This window comes from Lactobacillus sp. 23-2, assembly GCF_044902225.1.
Classification (GTDB): domain Bacteria; phylum Bacillota; class Bacilli; order Lactobacillales; family Lactobacillaceae; genus Lactobacillus; species Lactobacillus absianus.
In genome coordinates, this window is record NZ_JAOQBX010000005.1 from 86226 (window position 1) to 102967 (window position 16742).

At 55.5% G+C, this 16742-nt stretch carries 16 protein-coding genes; 14 read left to right on the forward strand and 2 right to left on the reverse strand.

Features of this window, described 5'->3' with window-relative positions:
• Positions 1 to 24 precede the first annotated feature (24 nt).
• Positions 25 to 171 (forward strand): hypothetical protein, encoded by a 147-nt coding sequence (locus OCH80_RS03300; protein WP_404537859.1) that lies wholly within the window; start codon positions 25 to 27, stop codon positions 169 to 171.
• A 103-nt stretch (positions 172 to 274) separates the two neighbouring features.
• Here OCH80_RS03300 and OCH80_RS03305 read toward each other — a convergent pair whose 3' ends face one another.
• Positions 275 to 1174 (reverse strand): YitT family protein, encoded by a 900-nt coding sequence (locus OCH80_RS03305; RefSeq protein ID WP_404537861.1) that lies wholly within the window; start codon positions 1172 to 1174, stop codon positions 275 to 277.
• Positions 1175 to 1245: 71 nt separating this feature from the next.
• Between OCH80_RS03305 and OCH80_RS03310 the strand changes: the two genes are divergently transcribed.
• A complete protein-coding gene (locus OCH80_RS03310) occupies positions 1246 to 2439 on the forward strand; it encodes a CCA tRNA nucleotidyltransferase (protein ID WP_404537863.1) in 1194 nt (397 codons plus the stop codon).
• Between the two features lie 278 nt (positions 2440 to 2717).
• On the opposite strand, the gene OCH80_RS03315 is transcribed toward OCH80_RS03310, so the two are convergent.
• Positions 2718 to 3380 (reverse strand): hemolysin III family protein, encoded by a 663-nt coding sequence (locus OCH80_RS03315; RefSeq protein WP_154548385.1) that lies wholly within the window; start codon positions 3378 to 3380, stop codon positions 2718 to 2720.
• Between the two features lie 134 nt (positions 3381 to 3514).
• Here OCH80_RS03315 and OCH80_RS03320 point away from each other — a divergent pair, with 134 nt between their 5' ends.
• From OCH80_RS03320 to OCH80_RS03375, 12 genes are all read left to right on the forward strand, one after another.
• Entirely contained in the window at positions 3515 to 4369 is an 855-nt protein-coding gene (locus OCH80_RS03320; protein WP_404537865.1) for a DegV family protein, read from the forward strand.
• Position 4370: 1 nt separating this feature from the next.
• Complete coding sequence (locus OCH80_RS03325; protein ID WP_404537867.1) at positions 4371 to 4601, forward strand: YozE family protein; 231 nt, start codon at positions 4371 to 4373, stop codon at positions 4599 to 4601.
• A gap of 142 nt (positions 4602 to 4743) precedes the next feature.
• A complete protein-coding gene (ylqF, locus tag OCH80_RS03330) occupies positions 4744 to 5595 on the forward strand; it encodes a ribosome biogenesis GTPase YlqF (protein ID WP_404537869.1) in 852 nt (283 codons plus the stop codon).
• Positions 5585 to 6352: a ribonuclease HII gene (locus OCH80_RS03335; RefSeq protein WP_404537871.1), complete on the forward strand. Its 768-nt coding sequence runs from the start codon at positions 5585 to 5587 to the stop codon at positions 6350 to 6352. The genes ylqF and OCH80_RS03335 overlap by 11 nt, the downstream gene beginning before the upstream one ends.
• Positions 6353 to 6453: 101 nt before the next feature.
• The gene (gene dprA / locus OCH80_RS03340; protein WP_302187707.1) at positions 6454 to 7299 is read left to right on the forward strand and encodes a DNA-processing protein DprA; all 846 of its coding nucleotides are present in this window, start codon (positions 6454 to 6456) and stop codon (positions 7297 to 7299) included.
• Positions 7300 to 7422: 123 nt separating this feature from the next.
• On the forward strand, positions 7423 to 9597 hold the full coding sequence (topA, locus tag OCH80_RS03345; RefSeq protein WP_404537874.1) for a type I DNA topoisomerase: 2175 nt from the start codon (positions 7423 to 7425) through the stop codon (positions 9595 to 9597).
• A 120-nt stretch (positions 9598 to 9717) separates the two neighbouring features.
• Complete coding sequence (gene trmFO / locus OCH80_RS03350; protein WP_404537876.1) at positions 9718 to 11037, forward strand: methylenetetrahydrofolate--tRNA-(uracil(54)-C(5))-methyltransferase (FADH(2)-oxidizing) TrmFO; 1320 nt, start codon at positions 9718 to 9720, stop codon at positions 11035 to 11037.
• The gene (gene xerA, locus OCH80_RS03355) at positions 11037 to 11942 is read left to right on the forward strand and encodes a site-specific tyrosine recombinase/integron integrase (RefSeq protein ID WP_404537878.1); all 906 of its coding nucleotides are present in this window, start codon (positions 11037 to 11039) and stop codon (positions 11940 to 11942) included. The genes trmFO and xerA overlap by 1 nt, the downstream gene beginning before the upstream one ends.
• Positions 11943 to 12000: 58 nt before the next feature.
• On the forward strand, positions 12001 to 12534 hold the full coding sequence (gene hslV, locus OCH80_RS03360; protein ID WP_154548403.1) for an ATP-dependent protease subunit HslV: 534 nt from the start codon (positions 12001 to 12003) through the stop codon (positions 12532 to 12534).
• Positions 12534 to 13937: an ATP-dependent protease ATPase subunit HslU gene (gene hslU / locus OCH80_RS03365; protein ID WP_404537881.1), complete on the forward strand. Its 1404-nt coding sequence runs from the start codon at positions 12534 to 12536 to the stop codon at positions 13935 to 13937. Before hslV ends, hslU begins: the two co-directional genes overlap by 1 nt.
• Before the next feature lie 25 nt (positions 13938 to 13962).
• Positions 13963 to 14871, forward strand: a complete 909-nt coding sequence (locus tag OCH80_RS03370) for an aldose 1-epimerase family protein (RefSeq protein WP_154548407.1) — start codon at positions 13963 to 13965, stop codon at positions 14869 to 14871.
• Positions 14872 to 15074: 203 nt separating this feature from the next.
• The gene (locus OCH80_RS03375) at positions 15075 to 16742 is read left to right on the forward strand and encodes an FAD-dependent oxidoreductase (RefSeq protein WP_404537884.1); all 1668 of its coding nucleotides are present in this window, start codon (positions 15075 to 15077) and stop codon (positions 16740 to 16742) included.

Consider the following 16742-nt stretch of genomic DNA (forward strand, 5'->3'; position numbering starts at 1 on the left):
TATCTTAGTCAGGAGAAAAAATAAATGAAAATCACTGCAGCAGTCGTAGAACACAAGGGTGGCAAGTTCCACATGAGAGACGACATTGATCTGTGCAAGCTTGGCGCGACCGACGTCCGGGTCCACGAAAAAGTCGGCGCGGCTGTAAGCAACTTCAAGCCAGGCGACTAGCCAAGAAGCAATCATGAAGAAATTTTCCCTGTTAAAAAATCCCGGCTCCACTTTGCTTGGAGCCGGGATTTTTGTCATGGCGGCAAAGTGCCGCTGATTAAAGCTATTTGCGCGAGAAGAGGCTGGTCTTTTTAGCCTTGTAGCTGAAGCCTTCGCCGATCGCCTCCGTGGCGTCAAAAATGGTCATGAAGGCGTTAGGGTCTTCGTTTTTGACGATCTGCTTGAGCAGCGGGATCTCCTTGGTATTGATGACCAGGTAGATCAGGTGCTGCTCTTCGTTGGAGTAGCCGCCTTCAGAGTTGATGAAGGTAAAGCCGCGGTCGAGCTCCAGGTCGATCATCTTGGTGATCTCCTTGTACTTTGGCGAGATGATGAAGGCCCCCTTGGCCTGGGTCCCGCCGGCTACGACCTTGCTCAAGACGGTGCTGAGCAGGACGCAGGAAACCATGGTGTAGGCCACGTGGTACAGGTCCAGGTAGGACAAAGAGCAGGCCAGAGCTAAGAAGTCAATGAGCAGCAGCCCGTTGCCTGGCTCAACCCCGCGCGCGGTCTGCATGACCCGGGCGACGATGTCGCTGCCCCCGGTCGTCCCGTTGTAGCGAAAGACCAGGCCCAGGCCCAGACCTGAAAGCGACCCTGCCATCACTGCCGCCAGGAAGGGGTCGTGATGGAGGGGAAGTTGTTCTATAATAGTTTGGTAAGACCATGCACTCAAGAAGAAGGAAAGGCAGAAGGTTCCCCAGATAGTGTAGAGCATTGCCAGCTTGCCCAGGAACTTGAAGCCGATGATGAGCAGGGGAATGTTCAAGACGAAGGTGCTGATCCCGGGGTTGATCCCCGTGAAGTGCCGGATAATCAGGGTAAAGCCTGACAGTCCCCCGTCAGCCAGATGATTGGGAATGGAGATCATGTCCAGGCTGAAGGCATAGATTGCGCTCCCAAGCGTGATCATCACCATATCCAAGGTATTTCTGCCAGTCCATTTAAATTTTGACTTGCGCATTGTTGTCGTCTCCTTTCCTTAACCCCATGCGTCTTCAATTTTAACAAAAATCAGCTTGAATGGAGAAGTTAATGAAAATTAATCAATTGCCAGAATTGTTCGTCAAGGCCCTGCCAGTCTTGCAGACCTTGGAGCAGGCCGGTTTTGAGGCCTACTTCGTCGGCGGCTGCGTCAGAGACCTCCTTTTGGGGCGTCACATCCATGACGTCGATATCACGACCAACGCTTATCCAGAAGAAGTCAAGAAATGCTTTGATCGCACGATTGATACCGGGATCCAGCATGGGACCGTGACTGCCCTGTATGGCGGCGAGAGCTACGAGATTACCACCTACCGGACGGAATCGGGCTACCAGGACTTCCGCCGGCCAGACAAGGTGACTTTCGTGCAGAATCTAGACGAGGACTTGAAGCGGAGGGACTTTACCATCAATGCCCTGGCCATGAACACCAAAGGGGAGATCGTTGACCTCTTCCATGGCCTCGACGACTTGGACAAGAAGGTTATCCGGGCCGTGGGCGTGGCTGAGGAGCGCTTCCATGAGGATGCCTTGCGGATGATGCGGGCCGTCCGTTTCATGAGCCAGCTGCAGTTTTCTTTGGAAGGACGGACTCGGCAAGCCATTGTTGACAACCATGAGCTTTTGAGCAAGATCAGCATTGAAAGAGTCCGGGAAGAGTTCGTCAAGATGGGAACTGGCCCTGATGCCCGCCGGGCTTTCGCGGAATTTTTGGACACGGGATTAAGCGAAGAATGTCCCCACCTTGCCGGAAAAAAGGACCAGTTGACCGTCTTTACCAGCTTAAAGGCCAGTCCATCCAGTGAGCGGGTGCTTTGGTCCTTGATCGTCATCCTTTTGAATTTGCCGGAAAAAGCTATCGGCGGGTTCATGAAGGACTGGAAGAACTCTAATGCCATGACCCGCAAGGTGAAGGGGATTGCGGCCGCTTTTGACAAGCTGGCGCAAAGTCCAAGTGACGTCGATTTGTTTGAAATGGGGGCATTGAATTTAAATGACGCCATTGACGCGGCCTTCATTTTGGGCCAGCCGGTTGACTCCAAGACCTTGCTGGACCGCTACCAGAAGCTGCCAATTAAGGACAGCGACGATCTGGCCATTGACGGCCGCTGGCTGATCGCCCAAGGCGTGCGCCCTGGTCCAAAGATGGGGACGCTGCTGAACGACATCAAGACCAAGGTGATCAATGGCGACCTGGTCAACAGCGAGCTGGCCATCGCCAAGTACGTCAGTCAGCAATTGTAGATGAATAGCGATAAAGCCTCGTCACCATTGGTGGCGGGGCTTTTGTTTTGTAGTGGGAACGCTGCAGTTGGGTAACCTTTCGGGAATTAAACTTCTAAAATTCCAAAGCTAAGTCAAAAATTTCGTGCTCCATTCCCGAAAAGTCCCCAACTGAACCGAAAATCAGCTAATTTTCTCACAAGCCAATCAAAAACTGATTTCCTTCAATGGCTACTTGAAACATAAGCATTCAAAAAAGACCTTGATCAAGCGATCAAGGTCTTTTTACAACGCGGGCATCAGACATAGAAAAGCACGGAGAAGTACATCAATACCGAGCCCAGCAGTACAAAAAAGTGCCAGATGACGTGGCTGAAGGGGAGATTTCTCATCGAGAAGAAGAGGCAGCCAAAGGTATAGGCCACCCCGCCCCAGACCAAGAGCCAGAAGCCGGTGGGCCCCAGGCGCGGGTACAGCTGGCTGGCGGCCAGGATGACCATCCAGCCCATGGCAATGTAAAGAATGGTGTCGCCGATCCAGTGCTTGCCCCGGTTGAAGATATAGTAGACGATCCCAAACACGGTCAGGGCCCAGATGATCCCGAACATCCACCAGCCTTCAGCGCCGCCAATGGCGACCAAGGTGTAGGGGGTGTAGGAACCGGCAATGGCAATAAAAATTGACGAGTGGTCGAAGATCTGGAAGACCTTCCGCGCTCTGGTAAAAATCAAGCTGTGATATAAGGTTGAGAAGAGGTAAAGCAGGATCATGCAGGAGCCATAAATGGCAAAAGTCGTGATCCGCAAGGCGCTGCCGGTGTGGGCCGCCTTGACGATCAAGATGACCAGCCCCGCCACGGCCAAGCCAAAACCAATTCCATGAACGACGGCGGAAAGCACGTTGTCAACGACATGGTAGGCTTTAGACCGCTCTTCAGGTTCACTCCAAGGATTAAAAGTCATGCAAACATCCTTTCAAATCGTTATCAGTTTTCACAAAAAGTTTGCTATACTAAATTCGTATAAACTAAATTCTATCATAATGGTTGCCAGTCGGGGCAATTGATAGAATATTATGGAAATTGAGGTCATTTAAATTGGCAAAGATCAAGATCATGACGGACTCTTCCGTACAGCTGAGTCCAGAAGAAATTGAAAAATATCACATTACCGTGGTGCCGCTGTCGATCACGATTGATGGCCACACTTATACGGATGGGGTTGAAATTACCCGTGCCAACTTCATCAAGAAGATGGATGAAGCGGACCAGCTGCCAAAGACCAGCCAGCCGCCGGTTGGGGTCTTTTTGGAAAAAATGAAGGAACTGACGGCTGACGGCAGCGAGGTTCTGGGCATTTTTATGGCCAAGAGCCTGTCCGGGACCGTTGATGCCGCCCGTCAGGCCGCTGAACTGGTCGAAGGCAAGATCACGGTCATTGACTGCGGCTACACCGACCGCTCCCAAGGCTACTACTGCCTGGAAGCAGCCAAATATGCCGAAGCCGGCAAGAGCATGGACGAGATCGTCGAGCACCTGGATGAAGTTGGCGACAACATGTACCTGGAAATGATGGTGCCGAACCTGAAGAACATTCTGGCTGGGGGCCGCTTAGGCAGATTGGCGGGCCGGGTCGTGTCCGCCTTGAACTTCCACGTGGGCCTGGTCATGAAGAACGGGAAGCTGACCGTGCCTTACCGCGGCCGCGGGCACAAGTTCATGAAGAAGTTCGACGACATGATCGTCGACCAGCTCAAGGAACTGGGCGACAAGGTCGACCGGGTCGGCATCTCTTACGTTGATACCCGCGAAGACATGGAGAAGCTGGCCGCCCGCTTCAAGGAAGTCAACCCTAACTTGGACATCCTGATCCAGGAGACCAGCCCGATCATCATTACGCACGCAGGACATGGCGCTTACGCGGTCATGTTCTTCGCTAAGACGGAGCACTAGCATGGCTTACCGGCAAAGTTTCTATCAGTTCCTGATGACCCAGCGCGACTCTGATTCCCGTGAAGAGATTGCCCAATTTGCCAACAATGCCCAGTTCGATTCGTCCTTCCCAAAGCAGGAGCAGGACAAGAACAAGCTCTCTGAGTACCTGGAAGAAAACGCCGGCTACCTGCCGACGATGACGATCTTCGACGATGCTTGGGAGCGATACGTCGAGAAAATGCAGTACTAGCATGATATCGATTACCAAGAGCCTCGCGGCTCTTCTTTATTTGCGGCTGGGGAATGAAGCGGCAAAAATAACAGCAAAATAATTTTTTTAGAATAGTAAACAGATATTTGCTTAAGATTGGTATTAGCTTATTGGAGGAAAAATGACTAAGATTCAATGGTATCCTGGCCACATGAACAAGGCCAGGAATCAGCTCGAAGACAAGATGAACCTGATTGACGTGGTTGTGGAAGTATTGGATGCCCGGATTCCGATCGCGTCCAGAAACCCGATGATCGCCGAACTGGTTGGCGACAAGCCGCACTTGATCGTCTTGAACAAGGCCGACTTGGCGGACCCGGTGATGACCAAGCTTTGGCAAAAGGCCCTGATGGGGCCTAAGACCTCAGTCATGGCTATGGACGGCAAGCACAGCACCAACATGCAGGCTTTGATCCACCTGATCAAGCGGGCGGGGCAAGACAAGGTGCAGAAGCTGCAGGAGAAGGGGGCGGCTACCCCAACCATCCGCATTGCCTTGGTCGGGGTGCCAAACTGCGGCAAGTCCACCATCATCAACCGCCTGGTTGGCCACAACGTGGCGATTACCGGCGACAAGCCCGGCGTTACTAAGGGCCAGTCTTGGCTGAAGACCCAGCACGGGATTCAAATCCTGGACACGCCAGGGATTTTGTGGCCAAAATTTGACGACCAGGCCGTCGGCTACAAGCTGGCTGCCTTTGGGGCCATCAAGGATACCATTTTCCACGCCGATGACGTGGCTTTGTTCGTGATCGCCCAGATGCGCCAGTACTACCCGGCTTACCTGGCCAAGTTCGCCAACACGAGCAAGGAAGCCCTGGAAAACATCTCAGATACCGACCTGCTTTTGGCTATGACCCAAAACAATGGGATGCGGGACGACTACGACCGCTTTGCCAACTTCATGCTCCTGCGCCTGCGCAAGGGCAAGCTGGGGCGGATTACGCTGGACCGGCCGAACCATGACAATTAGCGAAATCAAGGCCCTGCTCAAAAGCGGCCAGGTTGACCCAGCCACTTTGGCTGCCCTGCGCCAGGACCCGCGAAAAGGCGTGGCCGCGGCCCTGAAGGCCTATGACAAGCGGATGGCCAAGGAAAGCGAAAAGAAAGCGGCTTTTTTGGCCCGCTTCAAGTATGAACGGGAATTCTGGGCCAAGGGGCAGCTGGTGGCCGGAGTCGATGAAGTCGGCCGGGGGCCTTTGGCTGGACCGGTCGTCGCGGCCGCGGTCATCCTGCCCGCCGGCTTTGACCTGGTGGAAGTCAATGACTCCAAGCAGCTGAGCCCCCAAAAGCGCCTGGCCCTCTACCCGAAGATCCTGCAAGAGGCCGTCAGCGTCGGCGTCGGCGTGATGGACAATCAGGTGATCGACCGGATCAATATCTATGAGGCTGACCGCCAGGCCATGCGGCAGGCGGTTCAGAGCCTGTCCGTCCAGCCGGATGCCTTGCTGGTCGACGCGATGAACGTGCCGGTCAAGCTGCCGCAGACGGAATTGATCAAGGGGGATGCCAAGTCCAACTCGATCGCGGCTGCTTCGATCGTGGCCAAGGTCTTCCGGGACACTCTGATGGATGACTATGCCCAGCTTTACCCCCAGTACGGCTTCCAGCACAATGCCGGCTACGGGACGGCGGAGCACCTCGCGGCTTTGCAGGAATTCGGCCCCACGCCGATCCACCGCCTGACTTTCGCGCCAGTAGCTGACATGGTCAATGAAAATAATGAATAGTTTATAAGACTGCCGCGGCAGTCTTATTTTTTGGCAAATTTTTTAAAAAATTTCCGGTAAAAAGTGCCCTTTTTTGCGTAATAGTAAGTGGAGGGAAAATTATGAACAAAACCGAATTTCTTCTGCGACTGAAAATGCAAAAGGGGCTCAGCTACCTGAAGATCCTCCAGGTCATGCAGCAGATGCCGCCTGACGAGGACGTGGACCATGAGTGGCTCAGCTGCCTGGAATTGCCGGACGAGCTCATCCTGAAGGTGGAGTCCGCCTTCTTCAATGACCGCTTTGAAAGCGCCATTGAGCGGGTTCAGCGGCAGTTCAAGATCATTACTTTCTTTGACGACCTGTACCCGGTCAAATTGCGGGAAATCTACCGCCCGCCGGTCCTCTTGTTCGCGATGGGCGACTTGGGCCTGCTTGAGCGGGAAATCACCGTCATCGTCGGTTCCAGAACCCCGACCGCCTACTCCCGGCAAGTGATTGAGAACCTGATGCCGGAGCTTTTGCGCCGCAAGCAGGTGATCGCGTCCGGCCTGGCCCAGGGGGTTGACGCGATTGCCCACCAGACCACCCTGAATTATGGCGGCAAGACGATTGCCGTGGTGGGCAACGGGCTGAACTACTTCTACCCCCAGGGCAATATGGACCTGCAGCGAGCGATTGCCAAAAAGGGGCTCTTGCTCAGCGAGTACCTGCCGGATACCCCGCCCAAGCCCTTCAGGTTCCCGGAGCGCAACCGGATCCTGGCCGGCATCTGCAAGAACGTGATCGTGACTGAGGCCAAGGAGCATTCCGGCTCCTTGATTACCGCCAATTTGGCCCTGCAGGAAAACCGCAACGTCTACGCGATTCCCGGCCAGATCAACTCCCCCTTGTCGGTTGGCACCAACCAGCTGATTTCGGCGGGCGCGACTCCGATTATTGGCCCGCATCTGGAAGGAATCGGCTGACTTTTTGTCCGCGCCAGGACTTGTTTTTTCCTTTATTAGCTTTTCTTTTAGTTGACAATTCGCCAAATAATACCTATATTGGAAAAAGATTTGAATTTAGATTACAAGTGAAAGGGGCATTTGATGCCTGCTACGACAAAGAAAGCTACGAAGAAAACGACAGCGACTAAGAGCGCGGCCAAGACCAAGGCCAAGCGCAAGAGAAGCAAGGTCAAGAAGGACCTGGTCATCGTGGAATCGCCAGCCAAGGCGCACACGATTGAGAAGTACCTGGGCCGCAAGTATCACGTGATTGCCTCTAAGGGCCACATCCGCGATCTGCCCAAGTCCCAGATGGGGGTCGACATTGAGAACGACTACAAGCCAAAGTACATCTCCATCCGCGGCAAGGGCGACACGATCAAGGAACTGAAGAGCGAGGCCAAGAAGGCCAACAAGGTCTACCTGGCTTCCGACCCGGACCGGGAAGGGGAAGCCATTGCCTGGCACGTGGCCCACGTTTTAGGGCTGGATGAGAAGGAGCAGAACCGGGTCACCTTCAACGAAGTGACCAAAGACGCGGTCAAGGAGGCCTTCAACCACGCCCGGACCATCGACATGGACACGGTCGACGCCCAGCAGGCCCGCCGGGTCCTGGACCGCTTGGTCGGCTACTCCCTGTCGCCAATTCTCTGGTCCAAGGTCAAGAAGGGCCTCTCAGCCGGCCGGGTGCAGTCCGTGGCCCTGAAGCTGGTCATTGACCGGGAGAAGGAGATCAAGGCCTTCAAGCCTAAGGAATACTGGACCATTGAAGCCGAATTTGAGAAGGACAAGAAGTTCCAAGGCAGCTTCTACGGGGTCAAGGGAAAGAAGACCGAGCTGCCTGACAATGACGCCGTTCAGGACCTGCTCAAGCAGTTTGACAAGAAGCAGCCTTTTGAAGTGGCGAAAGTGGTCAAGCGGGAAGTCCGCCGGCAGGCGGCAGCCCCCTTCACCACTTCAACCTTGCAGCAGGAGGCCAACCGGCGCTTGAACTTCCGGACCTCAAAGACCATGAACATTGCCCAGCACCTCTATGAAGGGGTCAGCCTGGGCAAGGAGGGGACCGTCGGCTTGATCACCTACATGAGAACCGACTCCAAGCGGGTTTCCCCGGTCGCGACCGCTGAAGCTGCCAAGTTCATCAATGAGGAATACGGGGAAGCGTTCGCGGCCAAGAAGCAGCGGCACTTCAAGAACCAGGAAGATGCCCAGGACGCCCACGAAGCCATCCGGCCAACCAGCGTCTACCGCACGCCAAAGTCCCTTGAGTCCGTCTTGACCCGCGATGAGCTCCGCCTCTACAGCCTGATCTGGTCGCGCTTCGTGGCCAGCGAGATGACGCCGGCCGTGTTTGACACGGTCCGCTATGACCTGGTCCAAAACGAGGTCTGCTTCAGAGCCTCCGGCTCAGTTATGAAGTTTGCCGGCTTCACCAAGGTCTACGACAACCGGGCTGAAAAGAACGTTACCCTGCCGGTTTTGGAAGAAGGAGACCAGGTCAAGCTGACCAAGTCCGACAACAAGCAGCACTTCACCCAGCCGCCGGCCCGCTACACGGAAGCCAGCCTGGTCAGAGCCCTGGAAGAAAACGGGGTCGGGCGGCCGTCAACCTACGCGCCAACCATCCAGAACATCCAGACCAGAAACTACGTCAAGCTGGAAGGGCGCGCCATCGTGCCGACTGAGCTGGGCGAGATCGTCGACGGCCTGGTTGAGCAGTTCTTCCCGGACATCACCAGCGTGGACTATACGGCCAAGCTGGAAAGCGACCTGGACGAGGTCGAGGACGGGAAGAAGGACTGGGCGGCCGTGGTCGACCAGTACTACAAGCCTTTCTCCAAGGAACTGGAAAAGGCTGACAGCGAGATCCAGAAGATCCAGATCAAGGACCAGCCAGCTGGCTTTGACTGCGAGATCTGCGGGGCGCCAATGGTGATCAAGATGGGCCGCTACGGCAAGTTCTACGGCTGCTCGCGCTTCCCTGACTGCCACCACACCCAGGCGATCGTCAAGAAGGTCGGCGTGACCTGCCCGAAGTGCGGCCAAGGCGAGATCTTGGAGAAGAAGTCCAAGCGCGGCCGCAAGTTCTATGGCTGCTCGCGCTACCCGGACTGCGACTTCGTCTCCTGGGACAAGCCGATCGCGCGCACTTGCCCTAACGACGGCCACTTCCTGGTCGAAAAGAAGCGCAAGGACGGGATCATCGTCCAGTGTCCAAACGGCGACTACAAAGAAGAGCCACAGGCGGAAAGCGAAGCCGTCAGCGGTCAGGAATGAAAATGATTGCTTAAAAATCAATAAAATTAAGCGTTTACCATCAACCGAAATTCGATTGATGGTATTATTTTTAGAAGAAGAATTTTTACGCGAATTAATAGGATTAAAGGATTGAAAGAAATGACTCAAAAAGTAACTGTTATCGGCGGCGGACTGGCCGGCTCAGAAGCCGCTTGGCAACTGGCCAAGCGGGGCATCGAAGTTGACTTGTACGAAATGCGGCCTAAGAAGCTGACCCCAGCCCATGAAACCGGCGGCTTCGCGGAATTGGTCTGCACCAACTCCATGCGGTCCAACCAGCTTTCCAACGCGGTTGGCCTGCTCAAGGAAGAAATGCGCCGCATGGGCTCCTTGATCATGGAAGCCGCTGACGCGACGCAAGTGCCAGCCGGCGGGGCCTTGGCCGTTGACCGGGCGGACTTCTCCAAGTACGTCACTGACAAGCTCAAGAGCATGGACAAGATCACGGTTCACGATGAGGAAATCACTGACCTGCCAACTAACGGCATTACGGTCGTAGCGACTGGTCCATTGACCTCAGACGGGCTGGCGGAGAAGATTCAGGAATTTGAAGGCCGGGACTCCCTCCACTTCTTTGATGCCGCCGCTCCAATCATCGCGGCCGACTCCATCGACATGGACATCGTCTACAAGAAGAGCCGCTATGACCGGGGCGAGGCAGCCTACCTCAACTGCCCGATGAACAAGGAGCAGTACGAGGCTTTCGCGGATGCGCTGATTCACGCGGAGACCGCTGAGCTGCACGGCTTTGAGAAGTCTGAGGTCTTTGAAGGCTGCATGCCAATTGAGGTCATGGCCGCCCGGGGCCCGAAGACCATGCTGTTTGGCCCCCTCAAGCCAGTCGGCCTGGAAGACCCGCACACGGGCAAGACCCCATACGCGGTCGTGCAGCTTCGCCAAGACAACGCGGCCGCGTCCATGTACAACATCGTGGGCTTCCAGACCCACCTGAAGTACGGGGAGCAAAAGCGGGTCTTCCGCATGATTCCGGGTCTGGAAAACGCCCGCTTCGTTCGCTACGGCAAGATGCACCGGAACACCTACATGGCCAGCCCGGAAGTCTTGAATGCCACTTATGAGGCCAAGCAGCGCCAGGGGCTCTTTTTTGCCGGCCAGATGACCGGCGTTGAAGGCTACGTTGAAAGCGCGGGCTCAGGCTTGGTTGCTGGGATCAATGCTGCCCGAGAGGCCTTGGGGCAAGCGCCGGTTGTCTTCCCGAAGACTACGGCCCTGGGCTCCATGGCCAACTACATCACGACCACTGATGCCAAGCACTTCCAGCCAATGAACGCTTCCTTTGCCCTGATTCCTGGCCTTGAAGGCAAGAAGATCCGCAACAAGCGCGAGCGCCACGAGAAGATTTCCGAAAGAGGCCTGCAGGATCTGGAAGCCTTTAAGGAACAAGAGCTGGCTGACTAATGAAGGACGAGTTCCTGGACCAGTTCCTGAGCTATTTGAAAAATGAGCGGGCCTACAGCCCCAAGACCATCCAGGCCTATCAGCGGGACTTGGAAGCAGCCAGGCAGTTCTGGCAGGACAATGGCGGCTTTCCCGGCTGGGGGCGCTTAGCGGGCCGGGACCTTGAAATCTACCTGCAGGACTTGGCCAGCCGCGGCCTGGCCCGGTCGACGACCAGCCGGAAGATGTCCAGCCTCAAGTCCTTCTACCGTTTTTTGACCAAGCGCCAGCTGGCCGCGGTGGATCCAACCGCCGGGATCGTCATCAGGCGGGGCGAGAAGAAGCTGCCCCAATTCTTCTACCCCCAGGAGATCAAGCGGGTCTTTGACTCCCTGAATGACGACCGTCCCCTGACCATCCGCAACCGGGCCATCTTGTCCTTGTTCTATGCCACGGGGATGCGGGTGAGTGAGCTGGCGGCCTTAAAGTTCCAGCAGCTGGACATAGACCGGCAGCTGATCCTGGTTCACGGCAAGGGCGGGAAGGACCGCTGGGTCTTGTTTTCGGATGAGGCCAAGCAGGACCTGCAGCGCTACTTGGACCAAAGTCGGCCGCTTTTGCTGGGACACAAGGAGGACGGCGGCCAGGTCTTTTTAAGCCAGCGGGGCGATCCCTTGGCGGTAAGGACGATCCAGGAGGTCATCCGGCAGATTTTCGCCAAGGCCGGCGCTGGGACGGGGGCCCACCCCCATGAATTGCGGCATACTTTTGCCACCCAGATGCTGAACAACGGGGCGGACATCAGGAGCGTGCAGGAATTGCTGGGCCACGCCAGCCTGTCGACGACCCAGATCTACACGCACGTGACGATGGCTCACCTTAAAGCTGATTACGCGAAATATTTTCCACGGAAGGGCCCGAAATGAGCTCAAAGTGCTAAGATGAAAATGGCCCTACGGCCAAAAAATGGAGGATAGAGAAAAAATGACGACGATTTGTTCCGTTAAATACCATGGCCAGACCGCGATCGCGGGCGATGGCCAAGTTACCTTGGGAAAGAGCATTATTGCCAAGTCTTCAGCCAGAAAGATCCGCCGGATCTACCACGACCGCGTGGTGATCGGCTTTGCTGGCGGCGTGGCTGATGCCGTCAGCCTGGAAGAAATGCTGGAAGGGAAGCTGGAAAGCTTTAACGGCGACCTGCGCCGGGCAGCCGTTGAAATGGCCCAGTCCTGGCGCAAGGACCCGACCCTGCAGAAGCTGGAAGCGATGCTGATTGCTTTTGACGACAAGGACCTGCTCCTGATCTCCGGCAACGGCGAGGTGCTGGAGCCGGATGAAAGCGTGGTGGCAATTGGCTCAGGCGGCTACTATGCCCAAGCAGCCGCGATTGCCATGACTCGGCACAGCGAAGGCATGAGCGCGGCGGAGATTGCCAAGGAAGCCGTGGACATTGCCGCGGGGATCGATGTCTTCACCGACCACCAGATTATTACTGACGAAATCGAGGCAAAATAATGAAGCAGAAGACTCCAAAGCAGATCGTGGCCTTGCTTGACCAATACATCATTGGTCAAGACGAAGCCAAGAAGTCAGTCGCTATCGCCTTGTACAACCGCTACCGCCGGGCCCAGCTGCCAAAGGACGTGCAAAAGGACATCACGCCCAAGAACATCCTGATGGCTGGCCCGACCGGGGTCGGCAAGACCGAGATTGCCCGCCGCCTGGCTGACATCGTCGAGGCGCCTTTCGTCAAGGTCGAGGCCACCAAGTTCACCGAAGTCGGCTACGTGGGCCGGGACGTGGAATCAATGGTCCGGGACCTGGTGACTGAAGCCGTCCGCATGGTGGAAAAGGAAGAATTCGCCCGCGTGGAGGCCCAGGCCGCCCGCGAGGCCAACAAGATCCTGGTCAGAAAGCTGGTCCCAGGCATCAAGCGCGATGACCGCCAGAACCAGATGCAGCAGATGCAGTCAATGATGCAGAACCTTTTGGCAGGCAATCCTTTGGCAAGCCCAGAGGAAGATGACGGGGAAGTGACTGATGAAATCAGAAATGAGCGTCTGTCAGTTGCTGAGCAGCTGGACAAGGGACTCTTGGAAAACCGGAAAGTCACCATCGAAGTCGAGCAGGCGCCAAAGGTCAACCCAATGGGCGACATGATGGGCCAGATGGGGATGGACATGTCCTCAGTTCTGGGCGACATGATGCCCAAGAAGAAGGTCAAGCGGACCCTGCCGGTCAGCGAAGCCCGCCAGCTGCTGATCCAGGAGAACGAGCGCAAGCTGGTCGACTACGACAAGATCTACCAGAAGGCGATCGAGCGGACCAGCCAGGACGGGATCATCTTCATCGACGAAATCGACAAGATCGTTGCCGGCAACAAGAACAACTCCGGTGAAGTCTCACGTGAAGGGGTACAGCGCGACATTTTGCCAATCGTGGAAGGGTCAACCGTCAACACCAAGTACGGTCCGGTCTCCACTGACCATATTCTGTTCATCGCGGCGGGGGCTTTTGCCGAAAGCAAGCCGAGCGACCTGATCCCTGAATTGCAGGGGCGCTTCCCAATCAGAGTCGAGTTGAACGGCCTGACCAAGGAAGACTTCGTCAAGATCCTGAAAGACCCGCAAAACTCCCTGCTCAAGCAATACATTGCCTTGCTGAAGGCAGACGGGGTCAGCCTGGTCTTTACGGCCGAAGCCGTGGACAAGATCGCTCAAATCGCTTATGAAGTCAACCAGGGAACTGACAACATCGGTGCCCGGCGTCTCGCCACCATTTTGGAAAAACTGTTGGAAGATGTGCTCTACGAAGGGCCGGACATGGAAATGGGGCAGATTACCGTGACCCAGGCCTATGTAGAGCAGAAACTGAGTGATATCGTAAAGAACAAGGACCTGACCAAGTTTATCTTGTAAAGATCCTGAACAAGGAACCGAAGCTATGGAATACACTATTGAGAATGGAATTATCAAAGTAACTGTTTCAACCCATGGAGCTGAAATTCAAAGCATTGTCGGCAAGCATCTGGGCAATGAATACATTTGGCAGGCTGATCCTGCCGTTTGGGGCCGCCATGCTCCCGTCCTTTTCCCAATCGTTGGACGTCTGAAGAACGACTCTTACACCTACAAGGGCAAGAAGTACGAAATGCACCAGCACGGCTTTGCCCGTGACATGGAGTTTGCTCTGGAAGAGCAGACTGAAGACAAGCTGACCTTCCTTTTGACTGACAATGAAGAGACCCGCAAGATTTACCCGTTCAAGTTTGAATTCCGGGTCAGCTACGAGCTGTTGAACAATATGGTCAAGGAAAGCTTCAAGGTCACCAACAAGAGCGAAGGCGAGATGATCTTCGGCGTTGGCGGCCACCCAGGCTTTGCCTTGCCGGTCAATGACCAGGTCAAGAAGGACGACTTCTACCTGCAGGTCACCCCGGCCAAGCCGCGCGTGCAGGTGCCGCTGGAAGGGGCTTACCTCAACTGGAAGAAGCGGTCCCTGGCCCCAACGGGCACCCTGATCACCATTGATGATGAATTGTTCAAGAACGATGCCATGGTGCTGGTGATGCGCCGGCCGAACAACAAGTTCTCAATCCGGACCGACACGAGCCGCTTCCACGTCAACGTGCGGACTGACTCAGCCCCATACGTCGGCGTTTGGTCTCAGTACCCGAACTGTGGCAACTACGTCTGCATCGAGCCATGGTGGGGGATTGCCGACCTCACTGATGCCGATGGGGACCTTGAGCACAAGCAGGGGATGAACAAGTTGGAGGCTGGCGAAGAATTTGAAGCCAGCTTCCGCATGTCCTTCCACAGCCAAGGTGAACCAAACGAGCTCAAGGCTTAAGGTAAAGTTAACTAAAGACGCTTCCAAGCATGGAGGCGTCTTTTTTTGACCTCGGCTTAACTCATTTGCTATCTTTTTTGATCCGAAAGCGTTTACTTTTCAAGGAAAAAGAATTACGATTTGGATGTAGACAAGCAATACATACCGTTATTAATCGTGTTATAGCAAAAATCAATTAAGCAGATTGCTAAGGAGGAAAAATTATGGCAAAGCTGCAGAAGGGGACCTTTACGGGTCAAGCCGGCGGTCATGGCGGCGACATCAAGGTCGCTTTGACGACGGACGGCGAGCACATTACTGACGTTAAGATTGTTGAACAGCACGAAACCCCGCATGTGGGCGACAATGCCTTTAAGTGGATTCCAGAGCGGATCGTCCATTACCAGTCCCTGGCCGTGGACGCGGTCAGCGGGGCCAGCTTCACGTCCAGAGGGATCATCAATGCCAGCAAGCAGGCCTTGCAAGCGGCCGGTGGCGACTTGGCCGACTGGAGCCAGCCGGTGCCTAAGCCGCCAGTCGTGGCCAAGGACCAAACGGTAGACGTCGCCATTGCCGGTGGCGGGCTGACGGGCTTGACGATGGCGGCTTTTGCCATCAAGAACGGCTTGAAGCCCCTGATCGTTGAGAAGAACGACCAAGTCGGCGGCTCCTTCCGCTACGCGGCTGGGGCCTTTGCCACCGTTGGCTCCAAGAAGGTTGCTGACAACCAGATCGACGATCTGATCAACTGGGTCAAGGAGCTCAATGCCCACGGCGCCAAGAAAGAGATGGACTATGACTTTTTGCGCTATCTGGAAGAGCATACGGGCGAGACTTTTGATGAATTGGTCGACATCGCGGGCAGCAAGCCGCAAATTGCCCAAGAAGCGCCTTACAAGTTCGCCGTATTTGGCGGCGGGGCCTTTATCGTCAATGCCCTGGAGAAATACATCAAGGACCATGGCGGCTTGATCCTGCCGGACACGGTGATTACCAAAATCAACGTTGACGAAAGCGGCAAGCACGCGACTGGCTTTGCGGCCCGGAATGCCGCTGGCTGCTTTACCGTAACCGCCAAGGCCGTGGTGATCGCGACTGGCGGTGAGTCATACGGGCACAAGGAAGACTTGGTCAAGACCACCCCAAGCCTGGAAAAGGTGCACGTCTTCAATGAAGCCAACCCGGGCAACACCGGCGATGGCTACGGCCTGCTGAAGGAGGCCGGGGCCAGCTTCTATGAGGGCAATATCTACAAGAACGCCTTCCTGGACTTTGGCTGGCCGCTGCGCATTTCCTACGCGAACGTGCCAGACTACAGCAAGGCGATCGTGGTCAATGACCAAGCCAAGCGCTTTACCAATGAAGCACCATTTTTTGCCTTAAACCTGACCACGGCCCTTTACTATGAAGGCAGTCCGCGCTACTACGTCATCTATGACGCGGCAAAGATGGACCAGACCTTCAGAAAGAAGCTGGATGCCCAGAAAGAAGACCCAAAGGTCGTCGTTCATGCTGGCAGCGTCAAGGAGCTGGCTGAAAAACTGGACCTTGACCCGGCGGCTTTGGAGCAGACGGTGGCCGGCTACAATGAAGCCTGCGCCAAGGGCGAAGACGAGTTTGGCAAGGATGCCGCCCACTTGGAGAGCCTGGACGGGGCGGATGGCTACTATGGCCTTTACACCATGCCTGGCTCATGGGGAACCATCGGCGGGGTCAAGATCAACCGGGACATGCTGGTTGAGCAGACTGACGGCTCCTTCTTTGACAACCTTTACGCACTGGGCGAGATGTCAACGAACGAGCTCTTCAGCGACTTTTACATTGCCGGCTTCAGCTTGGCCAACTACTCAACCGAAGCCCGACTGGTTGCCGAGCGCCTGGCCGCGAATTAA

Bases quoted from the DNA above. Each gene is read 5' to 3' on its own strand.
- OCH80_RS03300 (WP_404537859.1), top strand. From the start codon at position 25: ATGAAAATCACTGCAGCAGTCGTAGAACACAAGGGTGGCAAGTTCCAC.
- OCH80_RS03375 (WP_404537884.1), top strand. From the start codon at position 15,075: ATGGCAAAGCTGCAGAAGGGGACCTTTACGGGTCAAGCCGGCGGTCAT.
- OCH80_RS03315 (WP_154548385.1), bottom strand. From the start codon at position 3,380: ATGACTTTTAATCCTTGGAGTGAACCTGAAGAGCGGTCTAAAGCCTAC.
- OCH80_RS03325 (WP_404537867.1), top strand. From the start codon at position 4,371: ATGGCTTACCGGCAAAGTTTCTATCAGTTCCTGATGACCCAGCGCGAC.
- hslV (WP_154548403.1), top strand. From the start codon at position 12,001: ATGACGACGATTTGTTCCGTTAAATACCATGGCCAGACCGCGATCGCG.
- OCH80_RS03305 (WP_404537861.1), bottom strand. From the start codon at position 1,174: ATGCGCAAGTCAAAATTTAAATGGACTGGCAGAAATACCTTGGATATG.
- dprA (WP_302187707.1), top strand. From the start codon at position 6,454: ATGAACAAAACCGAATTTCTTCTGCGACTGAAAATGCAAAAGGGGCTC.
- OCH80_RS03370 (WP_154548407.1), top strand. From the start codon at position 13,963: ATGGAATACACTATTGAGAATGGAATTATCAAAGTAACTGTTTCAACC.
- OCH80_RS03310 (WP_404537863.1), top strand. From the start codon at position 1,246: ATGAAAATTAATCAATTGCCAGAATTGTTCGTCAAGGCCCTGCCAGTC.
- topA (WP_404537874.1), top strand. From the start codon at position 7,423: ATGCCTGCTACGACAAAGAAAGCTACGAAGAAAACGACAGCGACTAAG.
- hslU (WP_404537881.1), top strand. From the start codon at position 12,534: ATGAAGCAGAAGACTCCAAAGCAGATCGTGGCCTTGCTTGACCAATAC.
- ylqF (WP_404537869.1), top strand. From the start codon at position 4,744: ATGACTAAGATTCAATGGTATCCTGGCCACATGAACAAGGCCAGGAAT.
- OCH80_RS03335 (WP_404537871.1), top strand. From the start codon at position 5,585: ATGACAATTAGCGAAATCAAGGCCCTGCTCAAAAGCGGCCAGGTTGAC.
- xerA (WP_404537878.1), top strand. From the start codon at position 11,037: ATGAAGGACGAGTTCCTGGACCAGTTCCTGAGCTATTTGAAAAATGAG.
- trmFO (WP_404537876.1), top strand. From the start codon at position 9,718: ATGACTCAAAAAGTAACTGTTATCGGCGGCGGACTGGCCGGCTCAGAA.